A 12645-nucleotide genomic window follows, 5' to 3' on the forward strand; every position below is an offset into this window, starting at 1 on the left:
GGCGGACGCGTTCCGGGGGCCACACCCGGCACCCGGCACGGCCTCAGAACGCGTCCGCCGGCACATACGTCCCCCACACCTCGCGCAGCGCGTCGGACACCTCGCCCAGCGTGGCCCGGGCGCGCAGCGCCTCCCGCATCGGGTAGAGCACGTTGTCCGGCCCCTCGGCGGCCTTGCGCAGCGCGCCGAGGGCCGCGGTGACCGCGCGGCCGTTGCGGCGGGCGCGCAGCCGGGCCAGCCGCTCGGCCTGCTGCGCCTCGATGGCGGGGTCCACCCGCAGCGGCTCGTAGGGCTCCTCCTCGTCGGTCCGGAAGCGGTTGACGCCGACCACCACCCGCTCGCCGGCGTCGGTCTCCCGCGCGATCCGGTAGGCGTTGCGCTCGATCTCGTCCTTCTGGAAGCCCCGTTCGATGGCGGCGACCGCGCCGCCCAGGTCCTCCACCCGCCCCATCAGCGCCCGCGCGGCGTCCTCGACGGCGTCCGTCAGCGACTCCACGGCGTACGAACCGGCGAACGGATCGACGGTGGCGGTGACGTCCGTCTCGTGCGCCAGCACCTGCTGTGTGCGCAGGGCGAGCCGGGCCGCCTTCTCGGTCGGCAGCGCGATCGCCTCGTCGAAGGAGTTGGTGTGCAGCGACTGGGTCCCGCCGAGCACCGCGGCCAGCGCCTGCACGGTGACCCGGGCGAGGTTCACCTCCGGCTGCTGGGCGGTCAGCGCCACCCCCGCGGTCTGGGTGTGGAAGCGCAGCATCTGCGACTTGGGGTTCCGGGCCCCGAACTCGTCCCGCATCACCCGCGCCCAGATCCGCCGCGCGGCCCGGAACTTGGCGACCTCCTCCAGCAGCGTCGTACGGGCGACGAAGAAGAACGACAGCCGGGGTGCGAAGTCGTCGACGTCCATGCCGGCGGCGAGCGCGGTGCGGACGTAGGCGATGCCGTTGGCCAGGGTGAAGGCGATCTCCTGCGCGGGCGAGGCACCGGCCTCCGCCATGTGGTAGCCGGAGATGGAAATGGTGTTCCAGCGGGGGATCTCGGCCCGGCAGTAGCGGAAGATGTCCGCGGTCAGCCGCAGCGACGGCTGCGGCGGGTAGATGTACGTGCCCCGCGCGATGTACTCCTTCAGCACGTCGTTCTGCACCGTGCCGTTGAGCTGATGGCCCTTCACTCCCTGTTCCTCGCCCACGAGTTGGTACATCAGGAGCAGCAGCGCGGCCGGCGCGTTGATGGTCATCGACGTCGAGACCGTCCCCAGCGGGATCCCGCCGAACAGCACCTCCATGTCCTCGACGGAGTCGATCGCCACCCCGACCCTGCCCACCTCGCCCGCCGCGATCGGGGTGTCGGAGTCGTGTCCCATCTGCGTCGGCAGGTCGAACGCGACGGACAGCCCGGTGGTGCCGTGCTCGATCAGCCGCCGGTACCGCGCGTTGGACTCCCGCGCCGTGCCGAACCCGGCGTACTGCCGCATGGTCCAGGCCCGTCCGGTGTACATCGTCGGGTAGACCCCGCGGGTGTACGGGAAGGCGCCCGGCTCGCCCAGCCCGGCGTCCGGGTCCCATCCGGCCAGCGCCGCCGGCCCGTACACCGGCTCGATGGGCAGCCCGCTCTCGCTGTACCGCGCCATGTCCGCTACGCCTCCAAACGAGTGAACAGTGCCGGTTTGCACCCATGCACAGCATGCCTGGAGGTTCGCCGCGGCGCAGCGCCGAGAAGGGGGCGGATCATGCGCCGGATCGGGAGACGAGGACCGCGACACTGACGGCACAGCCCCGACCGGCCCTCAACTCCCCCACCCGCAAGCCGAAATCCGGCCCCCGACCGCCAAAAGGCTCTCTAGCGGAAGCGACAATTGAGCAACCCCCACCCACCGCAACCACACCCGCGAAAGCGGCGCCGGTTTAGGCGCAAGATAGGGCGCGGGCAGGGCCGGGGGAACGTGCCCCGCCCGCGCCATGTGCGCTGAGCCACGGGTACGGGGGGAACCCCGGCTCGTGCGCCGCCGATGACCAGTCGGCTCATTTCTTACTGCGTCACGGCGTCAAAAAACGTCACACCTGACCGGTGGGAAGGGTTCCGGTAGGCGTCGGCACGGCCGTGCCGGGGGGCGGTGCGGGGGTGCTGCTGGCGGGCGGCGCGCTCGGGGTGGGCGAGGCGGAGGGGGAAGAGTCACCCTCCTCGTCGCCGCTGCCGCCGCCGTTGTGGCCGCCGCCGTTGCCGCCGTTCTCGCCTTCGCCGCCGCCCTGGCCGCCGCCTCCGCCATCGTTGTCACCCGAGCCGCCGCCCTGCTGGCCGCCGTCGCTGAGGTACTGGCGGCAGAAGGCGTGCACCTTCTCCGCGCCGCCGGCGGTGGCCTCCAGCCGCCGCAGCGTGTCGCGGTCCATGTCGCCGCGCTTGCCGGCCTCGTAGTCCTTGCAGAGGGCCTGCAGCAGCTTCCGCTTCTTGTTCCGGCCGTCGCCGCCGTCCGGCAGCGGCTTGCCGTCGTTGCCGGACGTGCCGGCGCCCGGGGTCCGGCCGCCCGGCGCCGGGGCGGTGCCGTGACTGCTGTCGGGGGTGGGGGTGGGACCGGGTACGGTGCTCTGCCCGCCGGGCGGGGTGGCCGGGTTCCGGCCGGTCTCACCGGTGGTGGCGGCGGGCTCCTCGCTCCCGAAGATGCTGGGCGACTCGGCCGCCGAGACGCTGGCCCCGGGCCGGGGCTCGCCGCCGCGGAACGGGGTGGGCAGCACCCCGGTGCCGGCGGCGACCGCGATGCCGCCGATCGCGCAGACCGCGAGGGCGACCGCGAGACCGCGTCTGAAGGGGCGGGCGAGCCCGGCGCGTTCGACGACGTGGTGGGTGCGGGTGGTGCGCATGCCGGGCGCCGTCGCGCCGCGGGCGCCGGGACCACCGGGCCGGGCCTGCCGGAAGGCGGCCAGCGCGGCCTCCTCGCCGGGCGCCGCGGCGGTTTCGGGCAGGCCGGAGCCGGCCGCGGCGGCGGCCTTCAGCAGTTGTTCGAGTTCGCGTGCGCCGTCACCGACCTGGGAACCGGCCGGCTCACCACGCAGCAGTCGCTCCGCGGCGTCCTTGTCGAGCCAGCTATACCGGTCGTCGGCCATCACATGTCCTTCTGCGTTCGTGCGGCCGTTTCCGTCACACCTGGTACGTACGATTCCGCCACGCCGTTATGGCGTCTTCGGTCCTGTATGGGCAGCTCTCCCGCCATTTCACCACCCTTGCCGGAACCTCCGGACGGCCCCCCTGGTTCCCCGTCGCCGTCCCCGCTGCCGCCGTCCGTGAGCAGTTCGGCCAGTTTCTTCAGGCCCCGGTGGGCGGCGGTGCGGACCGCGCCCGGCCGCTTGCCCAGGACCTGCGCCGCGCTCTTGGCGTCCAGGCCGACGACCACCCGCAGGGTCACCGCCTCGGCCTGGTCCTGGGGCAGTCGGCCTATCAGCCGGAAGGTGTGGCCGGTGCCCAGCGCCTCCAGCGCCTCGCCCGCGGTGTCGGACGCCGCGGGGGTGTCGGTGAGTTCGGTCTCGTCGCCCCCGATGGCCGGCCGTCGGCCGCGCATCCGGATGTGGTCCAGCGCACGGTTGCGGGCGATCCGGGCGGTCCAGCCGCGGAAGCGGTCCGCGTCGCCGCTGAAGCGGACGAGGTCGCGGGTGATCTGGAGCCACGCCTCGGACGCCACGTCCTCGGCGTCCGCCTCGCCCACCAGGGTCCGGACGTACCCGAGCAGCCGGGGGTGTATGGCGCGGTAGACGAGCCGGAACGCGGTCTCGTCACCCTCCTGCGCCGCCTGCACGGCAACCGTCAGCCGTCCGTCGTCCGGCTGAATGTCGTCCCCTCGCACGGGTCCATCCTGTCGCACGCTGAATGTCCGCCGCCCGGTCCTTGCCGCTTTGCGCTGCCGCTGGTTTCTTCGTGTGGTTCGTCGGTCGTCCGCCGCCGTGGTCGGCGCCCGACCGGTCCGGGTCGCCCCCGCGCCGTCCACCGGCCGTCCGGCCGTTCCTGCTGACCGTAACGGGTCAGAGCGGGGTTCCGGCACCCGGGCCACCCCTTGGGGCGGACGACACATCGGTGCGCGGTGCCCGCGCGTTCCCCGAACTCCCCGGTAACCAGCCGTTCTTCCGGTCGCCGGAACGCCCCGACCGGTCCGCCGGTCGGCGCGTTCCGGCACGTTACGGGCCCTGCCGGGCCCGCGTCCAGGCCACTGGCCGTGCCGTCGCCCGTACCCCGTGTGACGCTTTCGGGACCGTTGGCGCTGTATCGATTAGGAGCCCGTCACGGGCTCCTACGTGAGCGACGGCCGGGGCCTCTCCTGTGGGGGGTGGCGGCCCCGGCCGTCTCTCGTATCCCTCCCGCCCGGCCGCTCAGAGCCGGTTCACCAGCGCCTTGAAGTCCGGCCAGGACAGCGCGGGGGTGCGCGGGTCCCAGGTCTTCTGCGCCAGCGCCGCGAGCGGCATCCTGATGCCGGCCGCGATCTGCTGCGCGGTCTGCGCCTGCGCGCGGTCGTTCCAGATCGCGAACCGCGCCCCGGGGATGCGGTCGGCCCCGGTCAGGCTCGACGGTACGGACACCGGCGAGGTGTGGCGCAGCACCAGCGGGGTCCAGCTCTTGTAGATCCGCTCGCCGGTCGGGTACGTGAAGTTGTTGGGCTCGCCGAGCACGTAGTAGAGGAACTCGTCGTTGAGGTTGAGCACCGTGCGGCCCTCGCGGAGGAACTCGGCGGGGTCGCGGGCGCCGATCTCCTTGCCGGTCCAGTAGGCGACCGTGCGGTTCTTGTCCGCGGCCACCTTGCCGCCGGCGAAGAAGCCGTCGTTCCAGGCTTCGATCCGGGTCTTGCCGGCGGCCTGGACGGTCTTCTGCCGGTCGTTGAGCCAACCGGTCGCCAGGTCCTTGATGGTGGCGCCGGGGCCGTACTTGTCCTGCGCGGCCTTGGCGAGCTGCGGGTAGCGCGCCTCGGGATCGCTGGACATCAGCGCCTGGTACTCGTCGCCGCCCAGGTGCCAGTACGGGCCGGGGAAGAGCTGCGCGTACTCCTTCAGCAGCGAGTCGATGAGCGCGCCGGCCTGGGGCTTGGAGATGTCGATGGCGCCGCGGAGCGGTGTGCCGGAGGCGTTGCGCAGCCGGAGGTCGGGGTAGTGGTCGAGGACCGCGCCGAGGTGGCCGGGCGAGTCGATCTCCGGGATGAGGGTGACGTGCAGGCTCTGCCCGACCTTGACCAGGTGGCGGACCTGGTCCTTGGTCAGGTGGTCCGCGGAGACGATGTCGGGGTGGCTGTCGCTCTGGATGCGGAAGCCCTGGTCGTCGGAGAAGTGCAGCTGGAGCTGGTTGAGCTTGAGGTCGGCGAGCTGCCGGATGCGGGCCTCGATCCAGTCCGCGGTGAACGGCTTTCGGGCGTTGTCGAGCAGCATGCCGCGCTGGGGGCGGTCCGGGCCGTCCTCGATGGTGCCCTCGGGGAGGCCGCCGGCGTTGCGGACGGCCTGCTTGACGGTCCGTGTGCCGTAGAAGACCCCGGCGTCGGTGGGGGCGGTGAGGGTGAGCCGGCCGCCGCGGGCGGCGAGGGTGTAGGACTCGTCGACGGTGCTGCCGGGCGGGTTGTCGGGCCCCTTGGCGCCGCCGCTGAGCTTCACCTCGACGTCACCGGGCCGGACGTCCTGGTTCCCCCAGACCACGGCCAGCCCGCCGAGATCTTTGGCCATAAGTTGCGCCTCATCGGCGACGGTGCTCTTCTCCCCGGCCGGTACCACGATCCGGGCGCCCTTGGTCGGTCGCCAGCCGATTCCGTTCGCCGGGCGGAAGTCCCGTACGGCCGGGACGATGTGCGGCGGGCCGGTCACCTTGGCCCAGCTGGGGATGGGCGCGGCGGGGCTGGAGGAGCTGGGAGCAGCGCCGGGAGCCTGGGAATCGGCCCCTTGCGCGCAGCCGCCGAGCGCCAGCGCGCCGGCCAGCACCGGGACGGCCAGCAGCGCGCGGCGGGCCTCCGGGCCGGCGGCCCGGCGGGCCGGCGGCGGGTCCAGAGGGGAGGCCGAGGACCGCGGAAAACGCGGCGGCCGCATCGGGTTCGACATCGTGCAATCCTCACTTTTCGGGGCGAAGGTATTGCCAGGGGGGCGGAACAGGTCGTCCACCGAGCGCGCGAAAGCTCTCTCATCCGGGTGAAAATCGCGCATCCGTCGGACAGTGGCCGGCGGGCGTCGTTAGCGTGTCCTCGCCGTCGCTCACTCCGTTCCGGGGCGCGTGGACCGCCGGAAAACCGCCGGGTGCCACCTCATGTGACGTATCACCACACCTGCCTCCACTTCCGTACGTATCAGACTTTTCATCCATTTCGCCCCATGCGTCGCTCGGATTCCGCCAGTCGTCCGCCGCCCATCCGCCCCCTCCCTTACCGCCGCACCCACCGTTCACCTCCGCCGCAGCCACCACACCCATCACACTCGACTGCATCCGCCCGAGGAGCCCACGCTGTCCGGTGACACTCCGGCCGTCCGACCGACGGCGCGGCCCCAACCGCCCGCTCCGCGGTGCGGCATACCTTGGCAGAACCGGCTCGCCCCGGCTCCGGCGACCGGCCTCGACGGCTTCCACGCGCTCCCCCACCCCCAGGCCGTCGTCACCCTGCTGACCTGCTGCGGCTGCCTCCGCTGGGCCGAACGGCTCGCCGACCACCGCCCCTACCCGGACCCGGAGTCCCTGCTGGCCGCCGGCGACGAGGCCAGCTACGACCTCACCTCGGCCGAGCAGGTCGAGGCGCTGGCCCAGGAGGCGCCCGCGCCGCTCCCGCCGGCCCGCCCCGGCCCCGGCACCCTCGCCGCCCACACCGCACTGCGCGCCGCGCACGCCGCGTACGAGCTCCGCTTCCGACACGCCTTCGTCATCTGCCTGGACGGCTACCGCCCCGACGAGCTCATGGACCAGACCCTGCACGCCATCCGCACCCGCCTGGCACACGAACCGGACGAGGAGCGGTCGGTCGCCGCGGAGGAATTGCGGCGGCTGGCGCGCGCCAGGCTCGCGCGACTCGCGGCCGGATGTCCCTGATGGACGGGTTCGGACTTGTGTGATAGCCCGTTGGTGCCTGTTTGATCACACCTAAGGACCCCCGCGCGAGGAACCGACAACTCGTCGATACGATGACGAGCGGCCGGTGGACCGTACCCGGCCGGGCCCGACCGACAGAGAAGCCGGCGCGGCCCTAGTCCCCGCTCCCGGAGGGTTCTTCCGTGCCGGCTGGAACGCTGTACCGCGGCCGGGAAGGCATGTGGTCCTGGGTGGCTCATCGAGTCACTGGCGTCCTCATCTTCTTCTTCCTGTTCGTACACGTCCTCGACACCGCTCTCGTCCGTGTCTCCCCCGACGCGTACGACAACGTCGTAGCGACTTACAAGACGCCCATCGTCAACGTGATGGAGTACGGCCTGGTGGCCGCCATCCTCTTCCACGCGCTCAACGGCCTGCGGGTCATCGCAGTGGACTTCTGGTCCAAGGGCCCGAAGTACCAGAAGCAGATGCTGTGGACTGTTGTCGGCGTCTGGGTCGTGCTGATGGCAGGTGCCTTCTACCCCGTGCTGCAGCACACTCTGCGCACGCTGTTCGGGAGCTGACGCGTGATGTCTGCTGAATCCACCACCGCCGAGAACGTCGCGCTCTACGACGCGGACAATCCCGCTCCGGTCATCGAGGCACCGCGCAAGCGCACCGGGAAGACCCCGAAGTCGACCCGCACCAACTTCGAGCTGTACGGCTGGCTGTTCATGCGGCTGTCCGGCATCGTCCTGGTCGTCCTCGTCCTCGGCCACCTGCTGATCCAGCTGGTGCTCGACGGCGGCGTCTCCAAGATCGGCTTCGCCTTCGTGGCCGGCCGCTGGGCCTCGCCCTTCTGGCAGGTCTGGGACCTGCTGATGCTGTGGCTGGCCATGCTGCACGGAGCCAACGGCCTGCGCACCGTCATCAACGACTACGCGCAGCGGGACAACACCCGCTTCTGGCTGAAGATGCTCCTCTACACCGCCACGGTGTTCACCGTCCTTCTGGGCACGCTGGTGATCTTCACCTTCGACCCGAACATCCGCTAGGCCCCGGGCTGAGGGACTGAGGTATCCACCCATGCAGATCCACAAGTACGACACCGTCATCGTCGGCGCCGGCGGCGCCGGCATGCGCGCCGCCATCGAGGCGACGAAGCGCAGCCGCACCGCCGTGCTGACCAAGCTCTACCCGACCCGCTCCCACACCGGTGCCGCCCAGGGCGGCATGGCCGCGGCCCTCGCCAACGTCGAGGAGGACAACTGGGAGTGGCACACCTTCGACACGGTCAAGGGCGGTGACTACCTGGTCGACCAGGACGCCGCCGAGATCCTGGCGAAGGAGGCCATCGACTCGGTCCTCGACCTGGAGAAGATGGGCCTGCCCTTCAACCGCACGCCGGAGGGCCGGATCGACCAGCGCCGGTTCGGCGGTCACTCCCGCAACCACGGCGAGGCCCCGGTCCGCCGGTCCTGCTACGCCGCGGACCGCACCGGCCACATGATCCTCCAGACGCTGTACCAGAACTGCGTCAAGGAGGGCGTGGAGTTCTTCAACGAGTTCTACGTCCTGGACCAGCTGATCACCGAGGTCGACGGCGTCAAGAAGTCCGCCGGTGTGGTCGCCTACGAGCTGGCCACCGGCGAGATCCACGTCTTCCAGGCGAAGTCGGTCATCTACGCCTCCGGCGGCACCGGCAAGTTCTTCAAGGTGACGTCGAACGCCCACACCCTGACCGGTGACGGCCAGGCCGCGTGCTACCGCCGCGGGCTGCCGCTGGAGGACATGGAGTTCTTCCAGTTCCACCCGACCGGCATCTGGCGGATGGGCATCCTGCTGACGGAGGGCGCCCGTGGTGAGGGCGGCATCCTCCGCAACAAGGACGGCGAGCGCTTCATGGAGAAGTACGCGCCGGTCATGAAGGACCTCGCCTCGCGTGACGTCGTCTCGCGCTCCATCTACACGGAGATCCGCGAGGGCCGCGGCTGCGGTCCCGAGGGCGACCACGTCTACCTGGACCTGACCCACCTGCCGCCGGAGCAGCTGGACGCCAAGCTGCCGGACATCACCGAGTTCGCGCGCACCTACCTCGGCATCGAGCCCTACACGGACCCGATCCCGATCCAGCCGACCGCGCACTACGCCATGGGCGGTATCCCGACCAACGTCGAGGGTGAGGTCCTGGCGGACAACACCACCGTCGTGCCGGGCCTGTTCGCCGCCGGCGAGGTCGCCTGTGTCTCCGTGCACGGCGCCAACCGCCTGGGCACCAACTCGCTGCTGGACATCAACGTCTTCGGCCGCCGGGCCGGCATCGCGGCCGCGGAGTACTCGGCCACCGCCGACTTCGTCGAGCTGCCCGAGGACCCGGCGTCGCTGGTCGCCGAGCAGGTCGAGCGGCTGCGCAACTCCACCGGTGGCGAGCGGGTCGCGGACCTCCGCAAGGAGCTCCAGGAGTGCATGGACGCCAACGTGATGGTGTTCCGCACCGAGCAGACGATCAAGACCGCGGTCGAGAAGATCGCCGAGCTGCGCGAGCGCTACCGGAACGTGGCGATCCAGGACAAGGGCAAGCGCTTCAACACCGACCTGCTGGAGGCCATCGAGCTGGGCAACCTGCTCGACCTGGCCGAGGTCATGGCGGTGTCCGCGCTGGCCCGCAAGGAGTCCCGCGGCGGTCACTACCGCGAGGACTACCCCAACCGCGACGACGTCAACTTCATGCGGCACACCATGGCGTACCGCGAGGTGGGCGCCGACGGTTCCGAGTCGATCCGGCTCGACTACAAGCCGGTCGTGCAGACCCGCTACCAGCCGATGGAGCGTAAGTACTGATGAGCACCCCGACCATCGACAAGCACTCCGCGGCCCTGGACGCGGCCGAGAACGACGCCGCGCACCTGATCAGCGTCACCTTCCGGATCCGCCGGTTCAACCCGGAGGTCTCCGAGGAGGCCGGCTGGCAGGACTTCCAGCTGGAGATCGACCCCAAGGAGCGCGTCCTGGACGCCCTCCACAAGATCAAGTGGGACCAGGACGGTTCGCTGACCTTCCGCCGCTCCTGCGCCCACGGCATCTGCGGTTCGGACGCCATGCGGATCAACGGTCGCAACCGGCTGGCCTGCAAGACGCTGATCAAGGACATCAACCCCGAGAAGCCGATCACCGTCGAGGCCATCAAGGGCCTGACGGTGCTGAAGGACCTTGTCGTCGACATGGAGCCCTTCTTCCAGGCGTACCGGGACGTGATGCCGTTCCTGATCACCACCGGCAACGAGCCGACCCGCGAGCGCCTGCAGTCCTCCGAGGACCGCGAGCGCTTCGACGACACCACCAAGTGCATCCTGTGCGCGGCCTGCACCAGCTCGTGCCCCGTGTTCTGGAACGACGGCCAGTACTTCGGCCCGGCGGCGATCGTCAACGCGCACCGCTTCATCTTCGACTCGCGTGACGAGGGCGGCGAGCAGCGGCTGGAGATCCTCAACGACAAGGACGGCGTCTGGCGCTGCCGGACGACCTTCAACTGCACGGACGCCTGCCCGCGCGGTATCGAGGTCACCAAGGCGATCCAAGAGGTCAAGCGGGCCCTGATCACCCGACGCTTCTGATCCGCCGGGCCCGACCCGGGCCGCCTGCTTCCAAGGGCCCCGCCCCCGTTCGTACGGGGACGGGGCCCTTCGCCGTCTCCGGGCTCGGCCGCGCCCGGCGCCGCTCAGCCCGCGCGCAGGGCCATCGCGGCCAGTGCCTCGTCCTGGGCGCGCCGATCCCGCATGACCTGGGCATAGGCCCCCAGGGCCGCCCGGCGCCGCTGCAACTCGGCGATCTCGGCGTCGAGTTGGGCCATCTGCTGCTCCACCACGCCGCACGAGAAGCTGCACGACATCAGGCCCGGCCCGCCCTGGGCGCAGGGCAGCAGGTCACGGATGGAGTCGGTGTTCAGGCCGGTGGCGAGCAGTTCGCGGATGCGGGCGACGGCCTCGACGGCGTCCGGGTCATAGGTGCGGTAGCCGTTCGCGTCGCGTCCGGCGCAGAGCAGGCCGCGCTGCTCGTAGTAGCGCAGGACCCGGGTGCTGACGCCGGCGCGGCGGGCCAGTTCGCCGATCCGCATCGGGCCCGTCGGCCGTGGATCCGTCCCCGTGCCGTCCGCCATGTGACGCTCCTCTCCCCCGTTTCTCCCCGGTGTCGGCTTGACCTTGACACCGGTGTCAAAGGGCAACCTCGTGGGCATGACGCAGATTCCCGTAGCGCAGACCCCGTCCGTTTCCCTTCCTCGGCTCTCCACCACCGTCGCCGGCCCGGCCGACGGCCCCGGCGTCCTGCTGGCGCACGGCGCGACCGGCAGTGTCGAGAGCAACTACAGCACGCTGATCCCGGCCCTGACCGCCACCGGCCACCGGGTGGTGGCGCCGGACTACCCCGGTTCGGGGGAAACCCCGCGCGCCGCCGGCCCGTTGGAGCTGGACGCGCTGGCCGACGCGATGGTCGCCGAGGCGGTCGCGGCCGGCCTTACGACCTTCACCGTGATCGGCTTCTCGATGGGCACCGCGGTGTCCGTGCGGGCCGCGGCCCGCCATCCGGAGCGGGTGCGGGGGCTGGTCCTGACCGCCGGGCTGGCCAAGGCGGACGCCCGCGCCAACGTCTGGCTGGACCTGTGGCTGCGGCTCCTGGAGCGCGGCGACTACCAGGGCTTCGCCCAGGCGCGGGCGCTCAGCGGGGTGGCGCCGGAACACCTCAACGCGCTGCCGCCGGCCGAGCTGGCCGCCGTGCTGGACCCGGACCCGACGCTGCCGCCGGCCGGTTCGGCGGAGCAGGCGGCCCTGGTCAAGGTTCTGGACACCACCGCCGACCTGCCGGGCATCACGGTCCCGACCCTGGTCATCGCCACCACCCGGGACGCGCTGCTGGACCCGGCCAACTCCCGCTATCTGGCGGACCACATCCCGGGCGCGGAGTACGTCGAGATCGCCACCGGGCATCTGCCGATGGTCGAGCGGAACGCGGAGTGGCTGGCGTTGATCGGGGACTTCCTGGCCGCGCGGGGCCTGTGACCGGCCCGCGGGCCGCGCGGGCGGACGGCGGCGGGTCCACCTCCGGACCCGCCGCGCCCTCATGCCGGCTCGCCGGCCAGCACCTTGTCGAGGAAGGCGTCCAGATTCCCCACGGTGCGCGCGATCCGGTCCGCCAGCGGGAGGGTCTCCTCGTGCCGCCCGGCGAGCTGGGACTTCTTGCGGCCGCGGACGTAGAGGGAGCAGGCGAGGTCGGCGCACAGATAGGTGCCGACGGTGTTGCCCTGCCGGCCCGCGGCCCCGGCGCGGCGGGCGGCGAGCAGGCTGACGCCTGAGCCCGGGTGCCCGGTCAGGCAGATCGAGCAGACCGTCGTCTTGGTGAAGCTGCGCCGTACGCCCTGCGGCACCCGCAGGGTCACGCCCATCAGGCCGTCGGCCCGCGGGGCGACCAGGTAGCTGCGGTCCGGCGCTCCCCGGTCGCGCCACCCGAGGAAGTCGAGGTCCGCCCACGGGAGTTCGGCCAGCCCCACGGGGAGGTTGAGCCTGCTCGCCTCGCCCTTGGAGCAGTTCACGAAGGACGCGCGTATCTGTTTTTCACCGACCGGATCCATGATTCCGGACGCTAACAGCGGGG

Annotated in this window: 12 protein-coding genes; 6 read left to right on the plus strand and 6 right to left on the minus strand. The window is 71.5% G+C overall.

Annotated elements, in window-relative coordinates; translation table 11 throughout:
• Nucleotides 1–43: 43 nt before the first annotated feature.
• The 4 genes from MOV08_RS16935 to MOV08_RS16950 form a co-directional block, all read right to left on the minus strand.
• Nucleotides 44–1624, minus strand: a complete 1581-nt coding sequence (locus MOV08_RS16935; RefSeq protein ID WP_275307921.1) for an acyl-CoA mutase large subunit family protein — start codon at nt 1622–1624, stop codon at nt 44–46.
• Nucleotides 1625–2048: 424 nt separating this feature from the next.
• Nucleotides 2049–3092: a hypothetical protein gene (locus tag MOV08_RS16940; protein ID WP_275307922.1), complete on the minus strand. Its 1044-nt coding sequence runs from the start codon at nt 3090–3092 to the stop codon at nt 2049–2051.
• Nucleotides 3092–3826, minus strand: a complete 735-nt coding sequence (locus MOV08_RS16945) for an RNA polymerase sigma factor (RefSeq protein WP_039633450.1) — start codon at nt 3824–3826, stop codon at nt 3092–3094. Before MOV08_RS16945 ends, MOV08_RS16940 begins: the two co-directional genes overlap by 1 nt.
• 520 nt (nt 3827–4346) lie before the next feature.
• Entirely contained in the window at nt 4347–6047 is a 1701-nt protein-coding gene (locus MOV08_RS16950; protein WP_275307924.1) for a beta-N-acetylhexosaminidase, read from the minus strand.
• Between the two features lie 553 nt (nt 6048–6600).
• On the opposite strand from MOV08_RS16950, the gene MOV08_RS16955 reads away from it, so the two are divergent.
• The 5 genes from MOV08_RS16955 to MOV08_RS16975 all read left to right on the plus strand — a co-directional run bounded on the left by MOV08_RS16955 (nt 6601) and on the right by MOV08_RS16975 (nt 10613).
• Nucleotides 6601–7020: a 2-oxo-4-hydroxy-4-carboxy-5-ureidoimidazoline decarboxylase gene (locus MOV08_RS16955; RefSeq protein ID WP_420834297.1), complete on the plus strand. Its 420-nt coding sequence runs from the start codon at nt 6601–6603 to the stop codon at nt 7018–7020.
• 182 nt (nt 7021–7202) lie between these two features.
• Nucleotides 7203–7583 (plus strand): succinate dehydrogenase, cytochrome b556 subunit, encoded by a 381-nt coding sequence (gene sdhC / locus MOV08_RS16960; protein WP_016574684.1) that lies wholly within the window; start codon nt 7203–7205, stop codon nt 7581–7583.
• 6 nt (nt 7584–7589) lie between these two features.
• Nucleotides 7590–8054, plus strand: a complete 465-nt coding sequence (locus MOV08_RS16965; RefSeq protein WP_039633456.1) for a succinate dehydrogenase hydrophobic membrane anchor subunit — start codon at nt 7590–7592, stop codon at nt 8052–8054.
• Nucleotides 8055–8085: 31 nt separating this feature from the next.
• Nucleotides 8086–9840, plus strand: a complete 1755-nt coding sequence (sdhA, locus tag MOV08_RS16970) for a succinate dehydrogenase flavoprotein subunit (RefSeq protein WP_039633458.1) — start codon at nt 8086–8088, stop codon at nt 9838–9840.
• Entirely contained in the window at nt 9840–10613 is a 774-nt protein-coding gene (locus MOV08_RS16975) for a succinate dehydrogenase iron-sulfur subunit (RefSeq protein WP_039633460.1), read from the plus strand. The genes sdhA and MOV08_RS16975 overlap by 1 nt, the downstream gene beginning before the upstream one ends.
• Before the next feature lie 104 nt (nt 10614–10717).
• Here the strand turns inward: MOV08_RS16975 and MOV08_RS16980 are convergent, their stop codons facing one another.
• On the minus strand, nt 10718–11155 hold the full coding sequence (locus tag MOV08_RS16980) for a MerR family transcriptional regulator (protein ID WP_063777456.1): 438 nt from the start codon (nt 11153–11155) through the stop codon (nt 10718–10720).
• Nucleotides 11156–11231: 76 nt separating this feature from the next.
• Here MOV08_RS16980 and MOV08_RS16985 point away from each other — a divergent pair, with 76 nt between their 5' ends.
• Nucleotides 11232–12053, plus strand: a complete 822-nt coding sequence (locus MOV08_RS16985) for an alpha/beta fold hydrolase (RefSeq protein WP_275307925.1) — start codon at nt 11232–11234, stop codon at nt 12051–12053.
• A 59-nt stretch (nt 12054–12112) separates the two neighbouring features.
• Here MOV08_RS16985 and MOV08_RS16990 read toward each other — a convergent pair whose 3' ends face one another.
• On the minus strand, nt 12113–12622 hold the full coding sequence (locus MOV08_RS16990; RefSeq protein ID WP_039633462.1) for an FBP domain-containing protein: 510 nt from the start codon (nt 12620–12622) through the stop codon (nt 12113–12115).
• Nucleotides 12623–12645 lie beyond the last annotated feature (23 nt).

This window comes from Streptomyces yunnanensis (genome assembly GCF_029011865.1).
Classification (GTDB): domain Bacteria; phylum Actinomycetota; class Actinomycetes; order Streptomycetales; family Streptomycetaceae; genus Streptomyces; species Streptomyces yunnanensis.

What these genes read in the sequence shown, in the direction of transcription:
- MOV08_RS16935 (WP_275307921.1), bottom strand. Translation starts at nt 1,624, where the DNA reads ATGGCGCGGTACAGCGAGAGCGGGCTGCCCATCGAGCCGGTGTACGGG.
- MOV08_RS16940 (WP_275307922.1), bottom strand. Translation starts at nt 3,092, where the DNA reads ATGGCCGACGACCGGTATAGCTGGCTCGACAAGGACGCCGCGGAGCGA.
- MOV08_RS16950 (WP_275307924.1), bottom strand. Translation starts at nt 6,047, where the DNA reads ATGTCGAACCCGATGCGGCCGCCGCGTTTTCCGCGGTCCTCGGCCTCC.
- MOV08_RS16965 (WP_039633456.1), top strand. Translation starts at nt 7,590, where the DNA reads ATGTCTGCTGAATCCACCACCGCCGAGAACGTCGCGCTCTACGACGCG.
- sdhA (WP_039633458.1), top strand. Translation starts at nt 8,086, where the DNA reads ATGCAGATCCACAAGTACGACACCGTCATCGTCGGCGCCGGCGGCGCC.
- MOV08_RS16975 (WP_039633460.1), top strand. Translation starts at nt 9,840, where the DNA reads ATGAGCACCCCGACCATCGACAAGCACTCCGCGGCCCTGGACGCGGCC.
- MOV08_RS16980 (WP_063777456.1), bottom strand. Translation starts at nt 11,155, where the DNA reads ATGGCGGACGGCACGGGGACGGATCCACGGCCGACGGGCCCGATGCGG.
- MOV08_RS16985 (WP_275307925.1), top strand. Translation starts at nt 11,232, where the DNA reads ATGACGCAGATTCCCGTAGCGCAGACCCCGTCCGTTTCCCTTCCTCGG.
- MOV08_RS16990 (WP_039633462.1), bottom strand. Translation starts at nt 12,622, where the DNA reads ATGGATCCGGTCGGTGAAAAACAGATACGCGCGTCCTTCGTGAACTGC.